This window comes from Roseococcus sp. (genome assembly GCF_965227005.1).
Taxonomy (GTDB): domain Bacteria; phylum Pseudomonadota; class Alphaproteobacteria; order Acetobacterales; family Acetobacteraceae; genus Roseococcus.
This window is the reverse complement of the sequence record NZ_CBDDFJ010000013.1, coordinates 1-21,291: the sequence shown is the minus strand read 5'-3', so window position 1 is coordinate 21,291 and position 21,291 is coordinate 1. Positions and strand designations below refer to the sequence as shown.

Here is a 21,291-nt window from a genome sequence, read left to right as displayed (position 1 = left end):
CATCGGCCGCATATCGAGCGGATGTCCCAAGCCCTGATCGTCGAGAACCTCGTGAAGACCTATGTCGCCGGCCGCCCGCCGGCCGTGGACGGGCTGAGCTTCGCCATGCCCCGGGGCGCGACCTTCGGGCTGCTCGGCGGCAACGGCGCGGGCAAGACCACGACCATCGCCATGCTGCTCGGCCTGCTGGTGCCGAGCTCCGGACGCATCACCGCGCTCGGCCATGACATGGAGAAGGACCGCTTCTCCGCTTTGGCGCGGATGAACTTTTCCTCCCCGTATATCGCGCTGCCGCACCGGCTTTCGGTGGCGGAAAACCTGCGCGTCTACGCCCATCTGTACAACGTGAGGCACGCTGAGGCGCGCATCGCCGAGCTGGCTCGCGACCTCCAGCTGGAGGACCTGCTGAACCGCCCGGCCGGCGAGCTTTCAGCGGGGCAGAAGACGCGCGTGGCCCTGGCCAAGGCGCTCATCAACCGCCCCGAGCTGCTGCTGCTGGACGAGCCCACCGCCAGCCTCGATCCCGATACGGGCGACTGGGTCCGCTCCTGGCTGGAGCGCTACCGCGAGCAGACCGGCTGCGCCATCCTGCTCGCCAGCCATAACATGGCCGAGGTGGAGCGGCTCTGCGACCACGTGCTCATGCTCAAGCAGGGCAGGGTGGTGGACCAGGGCAGCCCGGCCGCGCTGGTCGAGCGCTTCGGGCGCGGCGATCTGGAGGAGGTGTTTCTCGACATCGCGCGGGGCACGCGTTCGGAGGCCGCGCAGTGAACCAGTCCTCCGCGAATTCGCCGATCCAGCAAAGCGCGCGCCGGGTCTGGGGCCTCGTCTACCGCCACCTCGCGCTCTACAGACGCTCCGCGCCGCGGCTCATCGAGCTGATGTACTGGCCCGTGCTGCAGATGGTCGTCTGGGGCTTCATCACCGCCTATCTCGCCGGCGTGCAGGGCAATACCGGCTCGGTCGCGGCGGGCGTGCTGCTGGGCGGGGTGCTGCTCTGGGAGGGCGCGCTGCGCAGCCAGATGGGCTTCTCCGTCTCCTTCCTGGAGGAGATCTGGTCGCGCAACCTCGGCCATATCTTCGTCTCGCCCTTGCGGCCCGGCGAGCTGGTGGCGGGGCTCGCGGCGATGGCCGTGCTGCGGACGCTGATCGGCGTGGTGCCGGCCATGCTGCTGGCCTGGTTCCTCTACTCCTTCAACATCTTCGCGATGGGCCCGCTGCTGGTGGCCTTCTTCGCGGCGCTCATCATCATGGGCTGGGCGGTGGCGCTGGGCGTGACCTCGCTGATCCTGCGCTACGGCGCGGGGGCGGAGACGCTGGCCTGGTCGGTGCTCTTCGGCATCACGCCCTTCGCGGCGGTCTTCTATCCGGTGAGCATCCTGCCCGCCTGGCTGCAGCCGGTCGCGCTCGCCTTGCCGGCCGCGCATGTCTTCGAGGGCATGCGCGCGGCGCTGACCCAAGGTGAGATCGCCTGGGGCCATCTGGGCGCGGCCTATCTGCTCGACGGGCTGTGGATCGTGGCCATGGGCTGGGTCTTCATGCGCCAGTTCCAGGCGGCCCGCGTGAAGGGCGCGCTGCTGAATATCGGGGAATAGGCGAGGCCTGGGAGCAGATCCCGATCAGGCTGCTTCGCCTGATCGGGTGAAGATGCTCGAAAAATACCGGGCTGAAGCTTTTGAAGTGAGCCTGTTCGATCGGAAAAAGCTTTAGCGGCTCGCCTGGCGCGGCATGGCCGTCAGGAAGGTGATCACGCGATCCGCGGCGACCAGCGTCGCCGCAGCATCCGGCCGCGCCAGCACCCGCGGCCCGTCCGGCGCGGCGGGATGGAGCGCCCGCAGCGCAGCCCCGGCCGCGACCAGATGCGTGGCGTCCCAGGCATAGGTGGCGCCGGGCAGGACGTGATGGATGGGCCGGGCCGCGCCGGACAGCGCATCGGCCAGCGCCGCGCAGGCCTCCTGCGGGTTCGCGTCGTCGGTCGCGCCGTGCAGCAGCAGCATGGCCGTGCCGGGCGTGGCCGGGGTCGCGTGCCGGGCAACCTCGACCAGTTCGGTGTCGCAGCCGGGATAGAGCAGCGCCAGGGCCGCGACCGGCACGCCCGAGGCCCATTCCCGCAGCGCCATCCGCGCCCCCGCGCCGAGCGCGACCGCCGCGATCCGGCCCGCATCCAATCGTGCATCGGAGGCGATCGTCGCCATCAGGTCCGGCAAGAAGGTGCCCAGCGCGTCATGGCCCAGATAGGCCTCGGCCACGACGAAGCCGTTCGCCAGCAGCCGGGCCGCATAGGTCTCCGTGCGCGGGCCCGGGCCGTCCGCGTCGGGAATCAGCAGGACGAGGGGGAAGCCGCCGGCGGGAACCGGGCCAGGCGGAACCGACAGCAGCAGGAAGCGCGACGACGCATCGTCCTCCGGCATCGGAACGAGCTCCGGAGATATGTCGTCAGGCCCGGCCCGGGCGGGAGCCGGTGGGGAGGCCAGCGCCACGGCGAGGGCGGCGGCGAACACTCGAAGGCCCCTTCGCCGCGACGGTCGCGGAATTGGGCGAGGGTTGGTGAGCGCCATCTCGATCCCGTGATCGTGAGGAGGCGTTAGGCTAGGTTGGGACGGTTCGATATCGATACGAAAATTCGGAAGGCAGTAAAAAATGCCGTCAGGACAGGAATTCGAAGACGTCGCCCTCGGCGCGCTTTCCCTCGATGTGGCGGCGATGCCAGATCGCGTAGAAAAGCAGGTGCCAGGCCGCATTGCCCGGCCGCTTCTCGGCCGCGTGACGGAAGAGGTGTTCCACCTTCCCCGGCAGGCATATCTCGGCGATGCCAGGCTGGCGTGCCACCAGCGGCCCCAGCTTGTCGCCGCGCCGCGCGATCCAGGCGCCGATCGGCACGGTGAAGCCCTGCTTGGGCCGGTGCGGCTCGGAGGCGGGGAAGTGACGCGCCAGCCATTCACGCAGCAGCCACTTGCCGGTGTTCTTGCGGACCTTCAGCGCGTCCGGCAGGCGGAAGGCGGCCGCGGCGACGCCCGAATCCAGGAAGGGCGTGCGGCCCTCCACGCCATGGGCCATCAGGCAGCGGTCGAGCTTGGTGAGCAGGTCATTGGGCAGCCAGTCGGCGACATCCACCGCCTGGGCGGCCTGCAGCCGGGTGCGCCCGCCGGTCGCGGCCTCGGTCTCGGAGGCGGCGATGCCGTCACGCCAGGAGTTCGGCGGATTGCGCAGCACGTCGAGCCGGTCGAAGGCGCCGCGCGCGCGCATCGCGCGCCCCCAGAGCCACCAGGGCCGCATGGCCGCGCGATAGCGGCCGTATCCGCCGAAGATCTCGTCGCCGCCCTCGCCGGCCAGGACCACCTTCACCTCCTCCCGCGCGCGGCGGGCGAGGAACCAGGTGGGGATGATGGCGTAGTCGGCGGCCGGGTCGTCCATGGCGCCGACGATCTCGGGCAGGTGCCGCCAGACCATTTCCTCGGTGACCTGAACTTCCACATGCTGCGCGCCGGCGGCCTGGGCGGCGTGGCGGGCGGCGGCGCGCTCGTCGGCGGCGCCCTTCACGTCGAAGCCGGCGGTGAAGGCCATCACCGGCTTGTCGTTGAGCCGCGCCATCATGGCGAGGATCGCGGCCGAATCCGTGCCGCCCGAGAGGAAGAGGCCGTAGGGCACGTCGCTGCGCTGGTGCAGCGCGACGCTTTCCTCCAGCGCCGTGTCGAGGCGGGCCAGCGCCTCCTCCTCGGAGATGGCTTCCGGAGGGCCCTCGGGCAAAGCGGCGCGGCGCTGGCGTTCGACGATCTTACCGTCGGTGATGCAGAGGGTCTCGCCCGGCAGCACGCGGTTGATGCCCTCGAAAATGGTCTCGGCGCCCGTGGTGAATTGCAGCTGCAGCAGCTCGTCGCGCTCCTCGGAGCGGATGCGCGGCTGCACCAGCCCGGCCGCGATGATCGCCTGCGGCTCGGAGGCGAAGGCGATGCCCGTGGGCGTCTCGGCGATGTAGAGCGGTTTGATGCCGAAGGGATCGCGCGCGAGCACGAGGCGGCGCGTGGCGCGGTCATGCAGGGCGATGGCGTACATGCCGCGCAGCTTGTCGACGAAGTTGAGACCGTCGCGGCGGTAGAGGTGCAGCGGCGGCTCGCAATCGGACTGCGTGGCGCAGACGAGCTGGTTCTGCTCGCGCAGCTCGCGATAGTTGTAGACCTCGCCATTGGCGACGAGCGCCGCGCCCCCGGCGAAGAGCGGCTGGTCGCCGGTCACGAGGTCGATGATGGACAGCCGCGTGTGCGACAGCGCCACGCCGCCGGCCATGTGGTGGCCCGCGCCGTCGGGGCCGCGATGGGCCAGGGCGTTCGTCATCGCCTCGAGCGCGGCGGTGGGCAGATGCGCGCCCGGGCGCAAGGCAAAGCCGGCGAGACCGCACATGCTATCGGATCCTCATGCACGCACCTTGTGGAGGAAATCCCGCCATTGGGCGAGGACCGGGGCCTCGGCGAAGGATTTCTCGAATTCTTTCCGGCCGTTATCCGCGAGGCGCGCGGCGTCCTGGGGATCGGCCAGCGCGGCGGCGATGGCATCCGCCAGTCCCTCGGCCGAATCGAGGGGGGCGAGCAGGCCAGTCTCGCCGGAGCGGATCAGCTCGCTCGGGCCCTGGGCGGCGGCGGCGATGACCGGGCGCGAGGCGGACCAGGCCTCCAGCACGATATTGCCGAGCGGCTCGTGGCGGGATGAGCAGACGAAGAGGTCGCAGGCGGCCAGAAGCGCACCCGTGTCGTCGCGCCAGCCGAGCAGATGCACGCGCTCCGCCACGCCGCATTCGCGCGCCAGAGCGGTCAGCGCCTCGCGCTCCGGCCCCTCGCCGGCGATGCAGAGCGTGGCCTCGGGAACGCGCGCCAGAGCGCGGATCGCGACGTCGAAGCCCTTGTTGCGATGCAGCCGGCCCATCGCCAGCAGGCGCGGCCCGGTGCCGGGCAGTGGCGCGGGCGCGGCCCCGGCGAAATCGGTCACGAAATTGGGCAGGTAATGCGCGCGATCCGCCGCGCAGCCCTGGGCGACGATCCAGTCGCGCAGGTCGCGCGTATTGCCCACGAGGTGGTCGCAGCTCGCGTAGTATTTGAGGTCGTAATAGCCGCCCAGACGTCCGACCGTGGGCCAGGGCTCCAGCTCCGGGCCGGGGGGCGTCTTGCTGCCGGCGCGGTTCATCCAGGCCATGGTGACGCTCGGCTGGAACTTCTTCAGCAGCAGGCCGATGCGCGGCCGCGTGAGGATGTCGAGCGGGCCGCCGAAGCGCAGCTCGACCGGGTTCAATCCGCCCGCCGCCAGCCGCGCGGCGCGCTCGGGATCGCGGCGGATGATGGGCAGCACCGCGTCGCCCGCATTGTGGAGCGCCAGCGTCAGGCGCTCGTAGAAGGCCTCGGCGCCGCCATGCTTCGCGCCGGCCATGATATTGGCGAGGCGGATCATGCCAGAGCCTCGAAGCGCGCGGCGACTTCGCCCCAGTCCGGGCCGGGGCCGCGCGCGAGGGCGGCACGGTGCATGGCGCGCCAGGCCGCGTCGTCGGTGAGGAGGTGGCGCGCGGCCTCGGTGAACTGCGCCTCGTCACGCGCCACGATGCCGGTCACGCCATCGACGATGCGTTCGGCGACCGCGCCGCGATTCATCACCACGCAGGGCAGGCCCACGGCCTGGGCTTCGGCCAAGGCAAGGCAGAAGGTTTCGCCCTCATCGCCGAGATAGAGCATGCAACGGGCCTCCAGCAGCTTGTCGCGCAGTTCCTTCCGCGCGACGGGCGGGAAAATGCGTGCGCCATTTGCGGCGGCGCGCGCCAGGATGGGGGCCGCGCGTTCGGCCAGGCGCGCGTCGCCGCCATAGGTCGCCGCACCGGAATAGGCGTGCAGCGCGCCCGCGCCGATGCGCGGCCACAGCGCGGCCAGCTCGTCCAGCCCGCGCGTCGGATTGGAGGTGAAGATCGCGACCGGCGGCGGCGGCGCGCGCTCGGCGACGGGCTCGTCGAAGGGCGGGGCCACGGCCAGGGGGATCTGCGCGCGGCGGCCGGGCAGCCAGCCGGGCAGCGTCGCGGCGTGGTGCGGGCCGAGCGTCACCAGCGCGGGGCGCGCCAGCAGCAGCGGCCAGGCGTGGCGCGGCTTGCGCAGGTAGCGCGCGGGGTTGTGCAGCCAGAGCACGCGCCGCCCCTTCGGCAAGGTGCGAAACAGCCGCGGCACGCGCACGGCGATCACGAGGTCCGCGCGGTCGGGCAGCGCGGCCGTCTCGCCCTCGAAATGCAGATGGAAGTCATGGCCGCGTGTGGAAAACTCGCGCGCCAGCAGAGCCACCGCCGTCTCCACCCCGCCGAGCGGGCGCGCGCCGAGGGCCTCCGCCTCGATGCGCGGTCCCTCATTGGCGAGGATGATTTTCAACTGCTGTGGCGCTCCGGCTCCAGCCGCGCCTTGAGGTGCGAGAGCAGCGGGAAGAGCCCCGCGCAGAGCGCGATCAGCACGCCCCAACCGCCCTCCTTATAACCTTTGCGCCCGATGAGGCATTTGAAGGTGCGCGAGACGAAGCGGCGCAGGTTGTTGCCGAGCGTGCCGATGTCGCCGGCATCCAGCAGGTCCGCCGCCTTCGCGCTGCTGTAGCGGTCGAGCCGGCGCAGCATGTCGGAGATGTCGCGGTCCACCTCGTGGCGGATGCCGTGGGCGGTGATTCGCGCGCCCTCGCTGCCGGTCCAGTCGAGGCCCGGATGCACGCGCTGGGCGCGCCAGTGCTTGGCGCCCTTGCGGAAGAGGATGGGCTTCAGCGTCGTGCCGAAGCTGCCGCCCCAGCCGTGCAAGATCAACCGCTCGCCCACGTAATTGTCGATGCGCACGCGATGGAAGGCGTCGGTGCTGCTTTCGATGACGCGGCGGATCTCGGCGCCCAGCTCGGGCGGGATGCGCTCATCGGCGTCGACCTCCAGGATCCAGTCGCCCGAGCAGGCGGCGATGCCGGCGTTGCGGCGCTCGCCCTCGAGAGACCATTCGCCGTTGAGCACATGGGCCGAGGCCCCGCGCGCGATGGCTCCGCTGGAATCCGTGCTGCGGTCCAGCACGACGACCACCTCGTCGGCGAAGCCGAGCGTGGCGAGGCAGGCCGGCAGGCGCGCCTCCTCGTTGCGGGCGACGACCAGGGCGGAGAGCTTCATGCCGGCACCTTGTGCAGCAGATGCGTCGCGGCCGCGACGACCGTCTCGACCTGCAGGCGATCCATGGGGGTGGTGGCGGGCGGGCCATCGGCGAGTACGGCCTGGGCGCGCGCGCCGATGGGGCCGTATTCATCGGCCGGCGTGGGGCCGAAGAGCCCGAGCGTGGGCACGCCCGTGGCGGCGGCGATGTGCATCAGCCCCGAATCATTGCCGACATAGAGCTCCGCGCGGGCCAGCACGGCTGCGACCTCGGGCAAAGAGAGCCGGCCCACCAGATCCACCGCGCCGGACAAGGCGGCGAGGACGGGGGCGGCCATGCGGCGCTCCTGCTCGCCGGGCCCGCCCAGGATCGCGATGCGGGCCTGGGGGAGGGGGCCGTCGGGGGCGGTCAGGCGATCGGCCAGCGTCACGAAGCGCTCGGAGGACCACATCTTCACGTGCCAATTGGCCGTGGGGCCCAGGATCAGCCAGGGGCCGCCCGGCAGCAGGCTCTCGGCGCGCGCCGCATCGTCGGCGTTGAACCAGACGACCGGGCGCGGCGGGGGCGACAGGCCGAGCGCGTCGGCGATGTGCTGCAGGCGATGGCCGGGCCGTCGTCCGCCCCGCATCACCGCGCGCCGGCTGGTCCAGAGCAGCCAGGCCATGGCCGAGCCGCGCAGATCCACCACCAGGTCCCAGCGGCGGAAGGCGACCTTGGCCCAGAGCTCCAGCCAATGCCGCGACCAGCGCTTCTTGGTCAGGGGGATGACCCGCTCCAGCCCCGGCATGCGGGCGAAGACGCCCTCGGCCACGATGCCGCAGGCGACGGTGATCCGGGCCTCGGGATGCTGGCGCAGCAGATGATGGAGCAGACCCGTGGACAACACGGCGTCGCCGATCCGGGTGGAGGTGATGAAGAGGATACGCACCATGGTCCTCTAGCAGAATCATCCCCGGTTGAACCCCCAAGGTTGAACCCCCCAGGTTGAACGCAGTGAGGAAACTGCCACATTCCCACGCATGCCCATTGCCACTCTGACCGACCGCACCGTCCTCGAAGTCACCGGCGAGGACCGGCTTGCCTTCCTCCAGGGCCTCATCTCCAACGACGTGACGGCGATCCCGCCGGGCCAGGCGCTCTGGGCCGCGCTGCTGACGCCGCAGGGCAAATGGCTCGCGGATTTTTTCCTCACGGCCGAGCCCGACCGGCTGCTGATGGAGGTCGAGGCCGGGCTGGCCGAGACGGCCATGGCCAGGCTTTTGCGCTTCAAGCTGCGCTCCAAGGTCGCGATGGCGCGGCTGGAGGGGTTTTCCGTGCAGGCCGGATGGGGCGAGGCCCCGCCCGCCGGCGCCACGCCCGATCCCCGGCTGGCCGAGGCCGGCTGGCGGCTGGTGACGGAGCGCCCCCTGCCGGCGACCGCCTCGGCGGAGGATTACGACGTCCATCGCCTGGCCCTCGGCCTGCCCGATGGCAGCCGTGACATGCAGGCCGAGCAGTCCACCTTGTTGGAAGCCGGCTTCGACGAGCTGCACGGCGTCTCCTGGACCAAGGGCTGCTACATGGGCCAGGAGCTGACGGCGCGGACCAAATATCGTGGCCTCGTCAAGCGGCGGCTGGTGCCCGTGGAGGTCGAGGGGCTAATGCCGGCGCGGGGCGCGGCCGTGACGCGCGAGGGCGTGGAGGTCGGCGAGATGCGCTCGGGCCAGGGGGCGCGCGGCATGGCGCTGCTGCGGCTGGCGGCCCTGACCGGCGAGCTGCGCTGCGGCGAGGCGGTGATCCGGCCGCGTATTCCGGGTTGGATGAAGCTGCCCGAAGCGAGCGAGGCCTGAGGCCTGAATCGTGACGCGTTCGCTTTCGCTCACTTGCCACGATCCCGTCTGTTGTCTTGGCGCGTGATTCAGATCTCCGGCACCTTCGCGCCTTCGATCATCACGCTTTAGCCCGCCGGCGTCACGCGCGCACCGATCCGCTCCGCCGCGAAGCGCCGGCGCAGCCACTCGGCCGCCGGGCCGCAGGGGCGCTGCTTGTGCCAGACCAGCTCCAGCGCGACCGGCCAGTCGCCATCGTCGAACTGCAGGTCGGGGGTGATCAGCTCGGGCGCGGCGAGCGAGGCGGCGATGACGTGGTCCGAGACGAAGGCCCAGCCGATGCCGTGCTTGACCATCTCCAGGATCACCCAGTGGCTCTCCACCCACCAGACCTCGGCGGCGATCCGCATGCGCTGCTTGTCCCGCGCGGCGCCGCGCGTGGCGACCAGGATCTGGCGGTGCCGCTTCAGCTCCTCCCATTCGACGCGATCCTTCGCGAGCGGGTGGTTGCGCCCGCAGACGAGCTTGAGCGGCACCCAGCCGATGGTCTGGAAGCCGAGCTCCGTGGGCAGGACCGGCTGGCGCCACATGACGCCGAGATCGGCCTTGCCCTCGCGCACCATCTCGCTGACGTCCTCCATGAGGGGGAACAGCAACTCCAGCTCGACGAAGGGAAAATGCCGGGCGAATTCGGCGAAGAGGCCGCCGAGCGCGCTTTCGGGATAGAGCTGGTCGATGGCGATCACGAGGCGCAGCTCGGTGCGCTGTTCGAGGCTGCTGGCCACGCCGATGAGGTGCTCGCGCCGTTCCAGCACCACCCGCGCCTCGGCCAGGATGCGCTCGCCCTCCGGCGTCAGGACGGGCTGGCGGCCCTCCCGGTTGAAGAGGGTCACCCCCAGATCGGTCTCGAGATTGGCGACCTGGGTGCTGACGGCCGATTGCGCCTTGCGCAGCCGCCGCGCCGCGGCCGAGAACGACCCGGCCTCAGCCGAGGTGACGAAGGCTTCAAGCTGGTCCAGCGAGACGGTCATATCTGATTATCAGATGGATCCTAACTTTGTGTCATCGGAATTCGGATGGAAAAGGGCTAACCGAGACATCCTGATGAGGCTAAGACCATGCGTAGCGTTCGTGACCGTATCCGCCATGCCTTGCTCTTCGAGGCCATCGGCCTGGCCATCTTCATCCTGGCGGGCGGGCCGATCTTCGGCCTGGCGACCGCCGATATCAGCGTCATCGCCGTCGGCAGTGCCACGGTCGCGACGGCGTGGAACTACGTCTACAACCTGGGCTTCGACCATGCGATGCAGCGCTATGCGGGGCACACCCGCAAGAGCCTGGGGATGCGGGTGGCGCATGCGCTGCTCTTCGAGGCGGGGCTGCTGGTCATCCTGCTGCCGCCCATCGCCTGGTACCTGAACATCAGCCTGGCCCAGGCCTTCGTGATGGATCTGGCGATCGCGGTCTTCTACGTGGCCTACGCCTTCGTCTTCAACCTGGCCTATGACCGGGTCTTCCCGATCCCGGCCATGGAGGCCCAGCCCGCGTAAGGGGCGGACCCGCCCCTTACGCTTTGGCCGCATCGCCTCAGGCGGTGCGGTCCATCCCGCCGGCGCTGCTGAGCGCTGCCTGCGCCGCCGCCAGACGCGCCACCGGCACGCGATAGGGCGAGCAGGACACGTAGTCCAACCCGACCGTCTCGCAGAACTGGATGGACGACGGATCGCCGCCATGCTCGCCGCAGATGCCGAGCTTGAGGCCCGGCTTCACGCTGCGGCCCTTCTGCGCGCCGATCGACATCAGCGCGCCGACGCCATCGGGGTCGATGGAGACGAAGGGATCCTTGGGGAGGATGTTCTTCTCCACATAGGTCGGCAGGAACTTGCCGGCGTCGTCGCGCGAGAGGCCGAAGGTGGTCTGCGTCAGGTCGTTGGTGCCAAAGCTGAAGAAATCGGCGCTTTCGGCGATGGTGTCGGCCGTCAGGCAGGCGCGCGGCAGCTCGATCATGGTGCCGACCAGATATTCGATGGTCGTGCCCGTCTCGGTGAAGACCTGCTTGGCGATGCCGTCGACCTGGGCGCGGGTGATGTCGAGCTCGCGCTTGACCATCACCAGCGGGATCATGATCTCGGGAACCGGCGCGGCGCCCGTCTCCTTCGCGACGGCCACGGCCGCCTCGAAGATGGCGCGGGCCTGCATCTCGTAGATCTCGGGGAAGGTCACGCCCAGGCGGCAGCCGCGATGGCCGAGCATGGGATTGGCTTCCGAGAGCTCGGAGGCGCGGCGCTGCATGGCCGCGGCCTCGACGCCGAGGCTGGCGGCGACCTCGGCGATCTCCTCCTCGGTGTGCGGCAGGAACTCGTGCAGCGGCGGATCGAGCAGGCGGATGGTCACCGGCAGGCCGGCCATGATGCGGAAGAGCTCGGTGAAATCCGTGCGCTGGAAGGGCAGCAGCTTGGCCAAAGCGGCGCGGCGGCCCTCCTCGGTCTCGGACATGATCATCTGCCGCACGGCGCCGATGCGCGCGGGGTCGAAGAACATGTGCTCGGTGCGGCAAAGGCCGATGCCCTCCGCGCCGAACTTTCGCGCGGTCTCGGCGTCGAGCGGCGTCTCGGCGTTCGCGCGCACCTTCATGCGGCGGACCTTGTCGGCCCATTCCATGAGGGTGGCGAAATCGCCCGAGAGCTTCGGCTCGATCATCGCGACGGAGCCGAGGAAGATCTCGCCCGTCGCGCCGTCCAGCGTGATGGTGTCGCCCGCGCGGACGATGTTGCCGCCGGCCGACAATGCCTGCGAGGCGTAGTCGACGGAGACGCCGCCGGCGCCGGCCACGCAGGGCCGGCCCATGCCGCGCGCCACCACCGCCGCGTGGCTGGTCATGCCGCCGCGCGTGGTGAGGATGCCGCGGGCGGCGTGCATGCCGTGGATGTCCTCGGGGCTCGTCTCGATGCGCACCAGGATGACGCTCTCGCCCTTCTGCGAGCGCATCTCGGCCTCGTCGGAGCTGAAGACCACCATGCCGCAGGCCGCGCCCGGCGAGGCGGGCAGGCCCTTGCTCAGCAGCTTGCGCGCGGCCTTGGGATCGAGCGTGGGGTGCAGCAGCTGGTCGAGCGAGCCGGGGGCCACGCGCTTGATGGCCTCCATCTCGTCGATCAGGCCTTCGCGGCACATGTCGACCGCGATCTTGAGCGAGGCGGCGGCGGTGCGCTTCCCGTTGCGCGTCTGCAGCATGTAGAGCTTGTTCTGCTGCACCGTGAACTCGATGTCCTGCATGTCCTTATAATGCTTCTCGAGCACGGAGCGGACGCGGACGAGCTCCTGATAGGCGACGGGCATCACCGCTTCCATCGGCTTCTCGCCGGGCTTGGCGCGCTCGGCGGCCATGGGCTGTGGCGTGCGGATGCCGGCCACCACGTCCTCGCCCTGCGCGTTGATCAGGTACTCGCCGTAGAAGATGTCCTCGCCGGTCGAGGGGTCGCGCGTGAAGCAGACGCCGGTGGCGCAGTCATTGCCCATATTGCCGAAGACCATGGCCTGCACGTTCACGGCCGTGCCCCAGCTCGCGGGGATGTCGTTCAGGCGGCGATAGGTGTTGGCGCGGGTGTTCATCCAGGAGCCGAAGACCGCGCCGATCGCGCCCCAGAGCTGGGCCTTGGGATCCTGCGGGAAGGGCTCGCCGGTGGCGTCGGCCACCACGGTCTTGAAGCCCATGGCCACGTCCTGCCAGTCGGCCGCGGTGAGTTGGGTGTCCTCGGCGACGCCGCGGTCCAGCTTCACATCCTCGATGATCTCCTCGAAGCGGTGATGGTCCACGTCGAGCACGACCGAGCCGTACATCTGGATGAAGCGGCGATAGCTGTCCCAGGCGAAGCGGGCGTCGCCGCTGGCCTTGGCCAGGCCCTCGACCGTCTGGTCGTTGAGGCCGAGGTTCAGCACGGTGTCCATCATGCCGGGCATGGAGACGCGCGCGCCCGAGCGCACGGAGACCAGCAGCGGCTTTTCCGTGTCGCCGAACTTGAGCCCGACGGCCTCCTCGATGCGCGTCAGCGCGGCCGCGACGGCGCCATCGAGCTCGGCGGGATACTGCTTCCCGTGGTCGTAGTAGTGGGTGCAGAGCTCGGTCGTGATGGTGAAGCCGGGAGGCACGGGCAGGCCGATGGAGGCCATCTCGGCGAGGTTCGCCCCCTTGCCGCCGAGCAGGTTCCGCATCTCGGCGCTGCCTTCGTTATGGCCGGCGCCGAAACTGTACACCCACTGTGTCATGCGCAGTTTCCTTCAGGCTTCGATTTTTGACAGGTCGCCGACGGTGTCCATCGCGGCGCGGAGACGCGAGAGGAGTCGCAGACGGTTGCGGCGTAATGAAGGCTCGGGATCGTTGACCATCGTGCGCTCGAAGAAAGCGTCGACGGGGGCGCGAAGTGCGGCGAGGGCCGTGGTGGCCGCGCCGAAATCCTCATGGGCCATGCGCTGGGCGGCCTCGGCCCCGACGGTGCTCAGCGCCGCGTTCAGCGCCTGTTCCTCGGGCAGCGCGAGGAGGGCTTCGTCCACCGGGCCGGAATGCGGACCGTCCTTCTTTTCCTCGATGCGCAGGATGTTCTGGGCGCGCTTATAGGCGGCGAGCAGGTTTCTGCCGTCCTCGGATTCGACGAGACCCTTCAACGCCTCGGCACGGGAAAGGATGCGCAGGATGTCGTCGTCCTGGCCGATGCTGGCGGTGACGAGGTCATGGCGCGCGCCCTCGGCACGGAGCTGGACCCGGAGGCGGTCGGTGAGGAAGTCCACCACGCCGGCCGCGAAAGCCGCGACCATGGGCGGATGGCGGCCCTCGGCCGGCGCGCCGGCCTTCATCCGCTCCTGCGCGACAGCCATGCCGAACTCGGGCGTGGCGGTTTCGCCGACGGCCTGGGGGAAGCCGAAGAAGGCCTCGCCGATCACGTCCACCAGGTGGAGCCGAAGCCCGTTCTCGCGCAGGATGCGGATGACGCCCAGCGCGGCACGGCGCAGCGCATAGGGGTCGCCGCTGCCGGTCGGGCGCTCATCGGCCGCGAAGAAGCCCGCGAGCTGGTCGAGCTTGTCCGCCAGAGCGACGGCCATCGCGACCGGCTCGGTCGGCACCGCATCGGTCGGGCCGAGGGGGCGGTAATGCTGCGCGATGGCATCTGCCACGCGCGGATCCTCGCCCTGCTGGCGGGCGTAATAGCCGCCCATCACGCCCTGGAGCTCGGGGAATTCGCCCACCATGCCCGAGACGAGATCGGCCTTGGCCAGCCGCGCCGCGCGCTCGGCCAAAGCGGCATCGGCGCCGACCATGGGCGCGAGGAAGGCCGCCAGCTTCGCGATGCGCCGCACGCGCTCGCCCTGCGTGCCGAGCTTGGCGTGGAAGACCACGCCGTCCAGCTTGGGGAGGAACTCCTCCAGCTTCTGCTTGCGGTCCTGGTCCCAGAAGAAGCGGGCGTCCGACAGGCGGGCGCGCAGCACGCGCTCATTGCCCGCGACCAGCGCCGCGCCGCCATCGGTCGCCGCGATATTGGCCACCAGCGCGAAATACGGCGCGGCCGAGCCATCCGGCTTGCGCAGCGCGAAATAGCGCTGGTTCACGCGCATGGAGGTGCGCATGACCTCAGCCGGCAGGTCCATGAAGGCGTCGTCGATGCGGCCCAGCAGCGGCACCGGCCATTCGACCAGCCCCGCCACCTCGGCCAGCAGGCCCTCGTCGGGGACGACCTCGATGCCCTCGGCCTGGGCCAGGGCCGCCACGCCGTCACGGATGAAAGCGATGCGCTCCTCCGCCTCGGGCACGACGAAATGCGCGCGCAGCTTTTCCGCATAATCCGCAAAGCCCGTCACCGCGAAGGCGCCGGGCGCGTGGACGCGATGGCCCTCGGTCACGTCGGCGGAGGCCAGGCCATGGGCCGCGTCCTCACCGCGCGCGAAGCTCACGGGCACGACCTGGCCGCCGAGCAGGCAGACCACCCGCTGCAGCGGGCGCACCCAGGTGAGCGCGGAATTGCCCCAGCGCATGCTCTTGGGCCAGGGGAAGTTCCAGACAATCTCGGGCAAGGCGCGGGCCAGCAGGGCTTCGGCCGTGATGACCTCGCCGGGCTTCAGCAGCACGAGGAAGCCGTTCTGCTCGGTCAGCATGTCGCGCGTCGCGCCGTGCTTCTTGAGGAAGCCGGCGAAGGCCTGGTCGGGCGAGCCGACGCGCGGGCCGCGCTCCTCCTTGGCCGGCGTCTCGGCCGAGAGCGCCATCTCGGCGACGAGACCGATGCGGCGGGGGCCGTAGAAGCCGCGCGGCTCACCCTGGATCAGGGGGGCGAGGGCGGCCTTGGCCAGCCGGCACAGGTCCTCGGCGGCCCGCGCCTGCATGCGGGCGGGAATTTCCTCGGTGAGGAACTCGATCAGCAGTTCAGACATGGATCAGGCCACCCGCTCATGCTGGGCCGCGCCCGCCAGCCAACTCTCGCAGCAGGCCTTCGCCAGGGCCCTGACACGGCCGATATAGGCCGCGCGCTCGGTCACGCTGATGGCGCCGCGCGCATCCAGCAGGTTGAAGCGATGGCTCGCCTTGATGCACTGGTCATAGGCCGGCAGCGCCAGACCCTTGGCGACCAGCGCGCCGCATTCCTGCTCCGCTTCCTCGAAATGGCGCTTCAGCAGCGCCACGTCGGCGAACTCGAAGTTGTGGGCGCTGTATTCCTTCTCGGCGCGCAGGAAGACGTCGCCATAGGTCACGCCGCGGCCGTTGAAGTCGAGGTCGTAGACCCGCTCCACGCCCTGGATGTACATCGCCAGCCGTTCGAGCCCGTAGGTGATCTCGCAGCTGGGCACCTCGCAGGCGATGCCGCCAACCTGCTGGAAATAGGTGAACTGCGTCACCTCCATCCCGTCGCACCAGACCTCCCAGCCGAGTCCCCAGGCGCCCAGCGTCGGGCTTTCCCAGTCGTCCTCGACGAAGCGGATGTCGTGCAGAGCGGGGTCGAGGCCCAGCGCCTTGTAGCTCTCCAGGAGCATCGCCTGCGGGTCGCGCGGGCTCGGCTTCATGATCACCTGGTACTGGTAATAATGCTGCAGCCGGTTGGGGTTCTCGCCGTAGCGCCCGTCCGAGGGGCGGCGCGAGGGCTGCACATAGGCGGCGCTCCAGGGCTGGGGCCCGAGCGCGCGCAGGGTGGTCGCCGGATGGAAGGTGCCGGCGCCCATCTCCATGTCATAGGGCTGGAGGATCAGGCAGCCCTGCGACGACCAGTAGTCGTGCAGGGTGAGGATCATCTGCTGGAACGAGAGGGGCTTTTTCGTCATCGCGCGCTTCATACCCCTCCCGGAGGCGAAAACCAACGGAGCTTCCGGTCAGGGCAGGGCTACGCGGACTTGGGGGCATCCGGCCAGAAGCGCACCCCCTTGCGCGCCGGCCCGCCGCCGAGGGCCGCCGGCGAGCCGTCGGCCCGCCAGCAGGAGGCGCCCTCCATCGTCCCGTCCTCATGCCAGCGGATGGCGCCCATGCCGCCCGCCACATGCGGCATGCGGACGGCCGGATGGCCCATCGCCTCCATCGCCGCGCGAATCTCCTCGGGGAAGCCGCCCTCCATCTCCACCGGGCCGCCCATGGTCCACAGGCGCGGGGCCTCCACCGCCTCCTGCAGGGACATGCCGTGGTCGATGAGGTTCATCACCGCCTGGAAGGTCGAGGCGAAGATGCGCAACCCGCCCGGCAGGCCCAGCGCCGCATAGGGCTTGCCGTCCTTGCGCAGGATCAGCGGCGACATCGAGGTCGTGACGCGCTTGCCCGGCGCCACCGACTGGGCGAGGCCCGGGCGGGGGTCGAAGAGCGCCATGTAGTTGTTCGGGATCAGCCCGCTTTCCGGCAGCATGATCTTGGCCCCGAAGAGGCTGTTGATCGTGTGCGTGCAGCAGGCGATCCGCCCTTCGTGGTCGGCCACCGTGATGTGGGTGGTGTTGGCGCTTTCCATGGCCTGGACGCCCGGCGACCAGGTCCTGGCCCGCGCGAGGTCGAGGAAGGCGCGCCGCTCGGCCGCGTATTCCTTGCTGATGAGCTTCGCCACGGGCACGTCGAGGAAGGCCGGATCGGCGGTGGCGACGGCGCGATCGGCGAAGGCCATCTTCAGCGCCTCGGCGATCAGGTGCAGCGTCTGGGGCGTGCCGAAGCCGCTGGCGGCGATGTCATAGGCCTCCAGCAGGTTCAGCATCTGCAGCACGTGCACGCCGCCGGCCGAGGGCGGCGGGGGGCCATAGACGTCGAAGCCGCGATAGGTGCCGCGCACGGCCTCGCGCCGGATCATGCGCGCGGCGGCGAGGTCGTCGGTGGTGATGATGCCGCCCTTGCGCGCGAGGTCGAAGGAGGCGGAGGTGCCCAGGTCGCCCTCGTGCAGGGCCGCCGCGCCGTTCCTGGCCACGGCGCGCAGGCTCTCGGCCAGGGCCTCGTTCACCACGCGCGCGCCCACGGGCAGCGGGGCGCCGTCCTTCAGGAAAAGGCCGGCGATGGTGGCGTCGAGCGCGAGGTCGGCGGCGGATTCCGAGATGCATTCATGCAGATAGCCGCTCGTCTCGAAGCCCCTGGAGGCGAGGCGGATGGCGGGCTCGATCACATCGGCCATGGAGAGGCGGCCATGCCGCCTGAGCCCGGCCTCCCAGGCCAGCAGGTTGCCCGGCACGGCGACGGAAAGCGCGCCGACGCTCTGCCGGCGCGGGTCGTGGCCCTCATACATCTCGGGGCGGGAATTGAAGGGGCAGGTGGCCATGCCATCCAGCACCTCGTGCTTGCCGTCGGGCGAGGCGATGTGCATCAGCCCGCCGCCGAACATGCCGACCATCATCGGCTCGCAGACGGTCAGAGCGAGGATGGCGGCGACGGCCGCGTCCACCGCATTGCCGCCCTCGGCGAGCATCTGCAGGCCGGCGGCGCTGGCGGCGGGGTGGTTGGTGACCACCATGCCGCGCGCGCCGAAGGCGGGCTGCTTCTGAGGGGTGAAGGTGGTGCCCGCGCGGGCCTGCCAGGATGTCATGGCCGCAGGCTCGCGCGATGCGGGCAGCGCCGCAAGACGGTTGGCGGGACGGATGAGTGTGCCTAACCTGCCAAGGTCGAAAAAGGCAGGCCGGTTTGGTTAGCCCGGTCCCACCCCGCGCGGGTGGTCTGGCCGTGGCCGCGCCTTTCGCGGCCATCGAGTCCCGCGACCCTGAACCTCCGGCGCATGGGGCGCCGGCGGAACGATGGGGTTTGCGTCATGCAGCAGCAGATTTCGGTCATCACCCTCGGCGTCGCCGAGTTCGCGCGCTCGCGCCGCTTCTATGTCGAGGGCTTCGGCTGGCGGCCGGCCTTCGAGAATGAGGAGATCGCCTTCTACCAGATGAACGGCTTCGTCCTCGGCACCTTCCTGCAGGCTTCGCTGGAGGCGGATATGGCGCGTCCAGGCCTGATGCGGCCCGGCGCCTTCTCCCTCGCGCATAATGTCGGCGCGCGAGAGGAGGTGGAGCCCGCGATGGCGCGGCTGGCGGCGGCGGGCGGGCGCATCCTGCGGCCGGCCGACGCGCCGCCCCATGGCGGCTTCCGCGGCTATGTCGCCGATCCCGACGATCACGCCTGGGAGATCGCCTGGAACCCCGCCTGGCGGATCGACGAGCGCGGGCTCATCACCTTCGGGGTCTAGAATCGTAGCGTAAGGTCGAGGCCCTGGCGGCGACATGCGGCAGCGTGCCGCCGCATTGCCGGCAATAGGCCTGGGCGAAGGCTTCGAGCTCGAGCTTTTCGCAGGCCTTCAGATGGTTCAGCAGCCGCGTCTCGCCCCGCGCGCTGCTCGCCGTCTGGCGGCGGAACAGCTTCCACAGGAACAGCGCGTTCACCGTCCACGCATCATAGGCGTGCTCGTGCAGCCGCTGCCGCACGGCGGGCGGCAGGGCATCGAAGGCGGCCCAGTCATCACCACCGAAGCGGCGCCAGATGCGCGGGCGCTCGGTGACGTCATTGTCGCCGGGAGGCAAGGCGGCCATCAGAAGGTGAAGGTCGCCAGCAGCCGCACCGCGCGCCCGGGCAGCAGCACCTCGTCCTTCTTGAAGGAGGCCGAGTTGCGCATGTCGGAATCCAGCAGGTTGCTGCCAATCACCGAGAGATTGACCGCCCGCGTGCCGCCGAGCTGCGCGGTGTAGCCGACGCGCAGGTTCAGCAGGTCGTAGCCATTGGTGCGGGTCTCGTTCTCGCCGGTGCGGGTCTGGTCGAAGGCGTGCAGATAGTCCAGCGCGGCCTGCCAGCTCGGGCTGCGCCACCACAGCCCCGCGCCGAGCCGGTGCGGCGGGATGCGCGGCACGTTGCCGGCGCCGTTGGCGAATTCGGCGCGTACGAAATCATAGCGCCCGGAGACGCCCAGCATGCCCTCGCCGAGACGCATCACGTCCTGCTCGCCGCGGGCCTCGACGCCATAGAAGGTCGCGTCGCGCTGGCCATAGGCGACCTGACGGAACTCGCCGCCGGAGCCCGAGGCGCAGGAGGCGAACTCCTCGCCGCAGCTATTGCCCGTGAGGGCGCGATAGATGAAGCCGTTGTAGCGCGAGTAGTAGGCGCTGGTGTCGAAGCGGAAGGCGCCGGTCTGGCGCGCGAGGCCGAGCTCCAGGGTCGAGGCCGCTTCCTTGCGCAGGTTGGGCGCGCCGATGTCGAAGGTGCCGGACGCATCATGCGCGCCGCGCGAGAAGAGCTCGGCCGCGCTGGGCGCGCGCTGCACATATTGCGCGGTGGCGCGGGCCTGCATGGCCCAGGGCAGGTCGCGCAGCAGGCCGAGGCTGACGCTGGCGGGGGCGAAGTCGCGGCGGCGCGCCCCGTTCTCCAGCTCGATCTCGGCCGAGGGCGGCAGGTTGCCCTGCGGGAAGGCGGCGGTGGCGCCGTCGATGTTCACGAATTCCAGCCGCGCCGCCGCCTGCAGCCGCCAGACGGGCGAGAGCTTCAGCTCCTCGAAGACATAGGCCGCCGAGCGGGTGGTCGTGGCGGGCGGCAGGAACTCGAAGAACTCGCCGGTGGTGCGCAGCCGCTCGCGCTCGAAGGACAGGCCGAAGGAGCCGTTCAGCTCGCCGAGGCGCGTGGCGACGGGCATGTGCTGGAGCTCCAGCCGCCCGTCCCAGGAGTTGTTGCGGAAGCCGCCATGGACGTGCCGGCTGCCGGCCTCCACCGTGCCATCCCCGGCGAAATCGGCGCCCATCTCCTCATGGCGATAGGTCGTGTAGCCGAGCCAGAAATTCACGCTGCGGATGGGCCCCGAGCCGGGGCGGTATTCGCCGCGACTGGCCCAGCGCGTCTGCTCCATGCGGATCGAGGTGCCGAGCTGGGCGTCGATCTGACCCGGGATGCCGTAGAGGCTCGTGAAGCGCGAGACCGAGGTCCCGAAGAAGCCCTGGTCGAAGAAGTAGCTGAGCCCCACGGCGCCGCCATCGCTCCGCACGCCCGTATTGGCCTGCCGCCGGCCGCCGGGGATGGCGTAGTCGCCGTCATTCCGCCCGAAGAGATCGCCATGCATGACGACATTGCCCGCGCGCACATCCGCGCTGGCCGTGCCGTCCCATCCGCGGCTGCCGCTGTTCCATCCGCCCGAGACGCGCCCCTTCACCGCCTGGTCGGGAAGGCTGGTGGGGATGCGGTTATTGATGACGTTCACCACGCCGCCGATGGCCTGCGAGCCCCAGCGCAGCGAGGCGGGGCCGCGGATGACCTCGATGCGCTCGGCCGTCAGCGGGTCCAGCGGCACGGCGTGGTCCTCGCCATAGGCGGAGACGTCGCCGGCGCCGAAGCCGTTTTCCTGGAGGCGGACCCGGAAGTTGTCGAGGCCGCGGATGATGGGGCGGCTGGCGCCGGGGGCGAAGGTGGTGGCGGACAGGCCGGGCTCGTCGCGCAGGGCGTCGCCGAGCGAGCGGGCCGGGGAGGCGGCGATGGCCGGCTGCTCGAGGGTGGTGACGGGGACGAAGCTACCCGGCTGGTCTCCGGCGATGGGGCTGGCGGTCACGGCCATCTGCGGCAGCGCGATGGGTTCTCCCGTTTGGGCGAAGGCGGCCGGCGGCAGGAGGCCGGCGAAGATCCAGAACGGTAGCGCGCGCATGACACAATCCCTGAGGCGTTCAGGGATTGTGTAATACTATAACATTCTGCATGGCAAGACGGATGCTATAACATCCACGATTGCGCCGCGGTGGCCAGGGCATGGGCCTGGGCGTCGCGAGCAATTCCGCGCCGAGCGTCGCGGCCAGCGCCCCGGCCGTGCCGCCCGCCGCCAGGGTCGGTCTCGCGGATCATCTCGGCGGCTGAGGGCGCATGGCCCGTCGCGGTCAGCCACAGGCGCTGGACCAGGGCGGGCGGGCCGACGAGC

At 70.4% G+C, this 21,291-nt stretch carries 19 protein-coding genes; 5 read left to right on the top strand and 14 right to left on the bottom strand.

The features are described 5' to 3' along the window. The first annotated feature begins 21 nt into the window (after positions 1 to 21). Positions 22 to 771: an ABC transporter ATP-binding protein gene (locus ACO057_RS05965; protein WP_421989617.1), complete on the top strand. Its 750-nt coding sequence runs from the start codon at positions 22 to 24 to the stop codon at positions 769 to 771. Then, positions 768 to 1,595 carry an ABC transporter permease gene (locus ACO057_RS05960; protein ID WP_421989615.1) on the top strand — a complete coding sequence of 276 codons (828 nt, stop codon included), beginning with the start codon at positions 768 to 770 and terminating at the stop codon, positions 1,593 to 1,595. Before ACO057_RS05965 ends, ACO057_RS05960 begins: the two co-directional genes overlap by 4 nt. Positions 1,596 to 1,706: 111 nt before the next feature. On the opposite strand, the gene ACO057_RS05955 is transcribed toward ACO057_RS05960, so the two are convergent. From ACO057_RS05955 to ACO057_RS05930, 6 genes are all read right to left on the bottom strand, one after another. Beyond that, positions 1,707 to 2,411: a dienelactone hydrolase family protein gene (locus tag ACO057_RS05955; protein WP_421989613.1), complete on the bottom strand. Its 705-nt coding sequence runs from the start codon at positions 2,409 to 2,411 to the stop codon at positions 1,707 to 1,709. Between the two features lie 235 nt (positions 2,412 to 2,646). Continuing rightward, a complete protein-coding gene (gene asnB, locus ACO057_RS05950; RefSeq protein WP_421989610.1) occupies positions 2,647 to 4,398 on the bottom strand; it encodes an asparagine synthase (glutamine-hydrolyzing) in 1,752 nt (583 codons plus the stop codon). 12 nt (positions 4,399 to 4,410) lie between these two features. Next, positions 4,411 to 5,436 carry a glycosyltransferase gene (locus tag ACO057_RS05945; RefSeq protein ID WP_421989608.1) on the bottom strand — a complete coding sequence of 342 codons (1,026 nt, stop codon included), beginning with the start codon at positions 5,434 to 5,436 and terminating at the stop codon, positions 4,411 to 4,413. Then, positions 5,433 to 6,389 carry a glycosyltransferase gene (locus ACO057_RS05940; protein ID WP_421989606.1) on the bottom strand — a complete coding sequence of 319 codons (957 nt, stop codon included), beginning with the start codon at positions 6,387 to 6,389 and terminating at the stop codon, positions 5,433 to 5,435. The genes ACO057_RS05945 and ACO057_RS05940 overlap by 4 nt, the downstream gene beginning before the upstream one ends. Next, the gene (locus tag ACO057_RS05935) at positions 6,386 to 7,150 is read right to left on the bottom strand and encodes a glycosyltransferase family 2 protein (RefSeq protein WP_421989604.1); all 765 of its coding nucleotides are present in this window, start codon (positions 7,148 to 7,150) and stop codon (positions 6,386 to 6,388) included. Before ACO057_RS05935 ends, ACO057_RS05940 begins: the two co-directional genes overlap by 4 nt. Further along, positions 7,147 to 8,061: a glycosyltransferase family 9 protein gene (locus ACO057_RS05930; RefSeq protein WP_421989602.1), complete on the bottom strand. Its 915-nt coding sequence runs from the start codon at positions 8,059 to 8,061 to the stop codon at positions 7,147 to 7,149. Before ACO057_RS05930 ends, ACO057_RS05935 begins: the two co-directional genes overlap by 4 nt. Before the next feature lie 88 nt (positions 8,062 to 8,149). Between ACO057_RS05930 and ACO057_RS05925 the strand changes: the two genes are divergently transcribed. Then, entirely contained in the window at positions 8,150 to 8,959 is an 810-nt protein-coding gene (locus ACO057_RS05925) for a YgfZ/GcvT domain-containing protein (RefSeq protein ID WP_421989600.1), read from the top strand. A gap of 107 nt (positions 8,960 to 9,066) precedes the next feature. On the opposite strand, the gene ACO057_RS05920 is transcribed toward ACO057_RS05925, so the two are convergent. Further along, positions 9,067 to 9,969: a LysR family transcriptional regulator gene (locus tag ACO057_RS05920; protein ID WP_421989598.1), complete on the bottom strand. Its 903-nt coding sequence runs from the start codon at positions 9,967 to 9,969 to the stop codon at positions 9,067 to 9,069. 87 nt (positions 9,970 to 10,056) lie between these two features. Between ACO057_RS05920 and ACO057_RS05915 the strand changes: the two genes are divergently transcribed. Continuing rightward, positions 10,057 to 10,488, top strand: coding sequence for a PACE efflux transporter (locus ACO057_RS05915; protein ID WP_421989596.1), 432 nt, complete (start codon positions 10,057 to 10,059; stop codon positions 10,486 to 10,488). A gap of 37 nt (positions 10,489 to 10,525) precedes the next feature. Here the strand turns inward: ACO057_RS05915 and ppdK are convergent, their stop codons facing one another. From ppdK to ggt, 4 genes are read right to left on the bottom strand one after another with little or no spacing between them, the layout of a single operon-like run. Beyond that, entirely contained in the window at positions 10,526 to 13,201 is a 2,676-nt protein-coding gene (gene ppdK, locus ACO057_RS05910) for a pyruvate, phosphate dikinase (RefSeq protein ID WP_421989594.1), read from the bottom strand. A gap of 12 nt (positions 13,202 to 13,213) precedes the next feature. Continuing rightward, the gene (gene glyS, locus ACO057_RS05905) at positions 13,214 to 15,352 is read right to left on the bottom strand and encodes a glycine--tRNA ligase subunit beta (protein ID WP_421989592.1); all 2,139 of its coding nucleotides are present in this window, start codon (positions 15,350 to 15,352) and stop codon (positions 13,214 to 13,216) included. A gap of 3 nt (positions 15,353 to 15,355) precedes the next feature. Continuing rightward, a complete protein-coding gene (locus ACO057_RS05900) occupies positions 15,356 to 16,234 on the bottom strand; it encodes a glycine--tRNA ligase subunit alpha (protein WP_421989589.1) in 879 nt (292 codons plus the stop codon). A gap of 59 nt (positions 16,235 to 16,293) precedes the next feature. Next, a complete protein-coding gene (gene ggt / locus ACO057_RS05895) occupies positions 16,294 to 17,955 on the bottom strand; it encodes a gamma-glutamyltransferase (protein ID WP_421989587.1) in 1,662 nt (553 codons plus the stop codon). A gap of 219 nt (positions 17,956 to 18,174) precedes the next feature. On the opposite strand from ggt, the gene ACO057_RS05890 reads away from it, so the two are divergent. Next, positions 18,175 to 18,597, top strand: coding sequence for a VOC family protein (locus ACO057_RS05890; protein WP_421989585.1), 423 nt, complete (start codon positions 18,175 to 18,177; stop codon positions 18,595 to 18,597). On the opposite strand, the gene ACO057_RS05885 is transcribed toward ACO057_RS05890, so the two are convergent. From ACO057_RS05885 to ACO057_RS05875, 3 genes are all read right to left on the bottom strand, one after another. Further along, entirely contained in the window at positions 18,581 to 18,937 is a 357-nt protein-coding gene (locus ACO057_RS05885) for a DUF6525 family protein (RefSeq protein ID WP_421989583.1), read from the bottom strand. The two genes, ACO057_RS05890 and ACO057_RS05885, sit on opposite strands and share 17 nt — an antisense overlap. Next, positions 18,937 to 21,024, bottom strand: coding sequence for a TonB-dependent receptor (locus ACO057_RS05880; protein ID WP_421989581.1), 2,088 nt, complete (start codon positions 21,022 to 21,024; stop codon positions 18,937 to 18,939). The genes ACO057_RS05885 and ACO057_RS05880 overlap by 1 nt, the downstream gene beginning before the upstream one ends. A 65-nt stretch (positions 21,025 to 21,089) precedes the next feature. Then, positions 21,090 to 21,291: hypothetical protein (locus ACO057_RS05875; RefSeq protein WP_421989579.1), on the bottom strand; the 202-nt coding region annotated here is incomplete at its 5' end.

Bases quoted from the DNA above. Each gene is read 5' to 3' on its own strand.
- ACO057_RS05930 (WP_421989602.1), bottom strand. From the start codon at position 8,061: ATGGTGCGTATCCTCTTCATCACCTCCACCCGGATCGGCGACGCCGTG.
- ACO057_RS05945 (WP_421989608.1), bottom strand. From the start codon at position 5,436: ATGATCCGCCTCGCCAATATCATGGCCGGCGCGAAGCATGGCGGCGCC.
- ggt (WP_421989587.1), bottom strand. From the start codon at position 17,955: ATGACATCCTGGCAGGCCCGCGCGGGCACCACCTTCACCCCTCAGAAG.
- ppdK (WP_421989594.1), bottom strand. From the start codon at position 13,201: ATGACACAGTGGGTGTACAGTTTCGGCGCCGGCCATAACGAAGGCAGC.
- ACO057_RS05885 (WP_421989583.1), bottom strand. From the start codon at position 18,937: ATGGCCGCCTTGCCTCCCGGCGACAATGACGTCACCGAGCGCCCGCGC.
- ACO057_RS05880 (WP_421989581.1), bottom strand. From the start codon at position 21,024: ATGCGCGCGCTACCGTTCTGGATCTTCGCCGGCCTCCTGCCGCCGGCC.
- ACO057_RS05965 (WP_421989617.1), top strand. From the start codon at position 22: ATGTCCCAAGCCCTGATCGTCGAGAACCTCGTGAAGACCTATGTCGCC.
- ACO057_RS05920 (WP_421989598.1), bottom strand. From the start codon at position 9,969: ATGACCGTCTCGCTGGACCAGCTTGAAGCCTTCGTCACCTCGGCTGAG.
- ACO057_RS05955 (WP_421989613.1), bottom strand. From the start codon at position 2,411: ATGCCGGAGGACGATGCGTCGTCGCGCTTCCTGCTGCTGTCGGTTCCG.
- glyS (WP_421989592.1), bottom strand. From the start codon at position 15,352: ATGTCTGAACTGCTGATCGAGTTCCTCACCGAGGAAATTCCCGCCCGC.
- ACO057_RS05925 (WP_421989600.1), top strand. From the start codon at position 8,150: ATGCCCATTGCCACTCTGACCGACCGCACCGTCCTCGAAGTCACCGGC.
- asnB (WP_421989610.1), bottom strand. From the start codon at position 4,398: ATGTGCGGTCTCGCCGGCTTTGCCTTGCGCCCGGGCGCGCATCTGCCC.
- ACO057_RS05935 (WP_421989604.1), bottom strand. From the start codon at position 7,150: ATGAAGCTCTCCGCCCTGGTCGTCGCCCGCAACGAGGAGGCGCGCCTG.
- ACO057_RS05890 (WP_421989585.1), top strand. From the start codon at position 18,175: ATGCAGCAGCAGATTTCGGTCATCACCCTCGGCGTCGCCGAGTTCGCG.
- ACO057_RS05900 (WP_421989589.1), bottom strand. From the start codon at position 16,234: ATGACGAAAAAGCCCCTCTCGTTCCAGCAGATGATCCTCACCCTGCAC.
- ACO057_RS05915 (WP_421989596.1), top strand. From the start codon at position 10,057: ATGCGTAGCGTTCGTGACCGTATCCGCCATGCCTTGCTCTTCGAGGCC.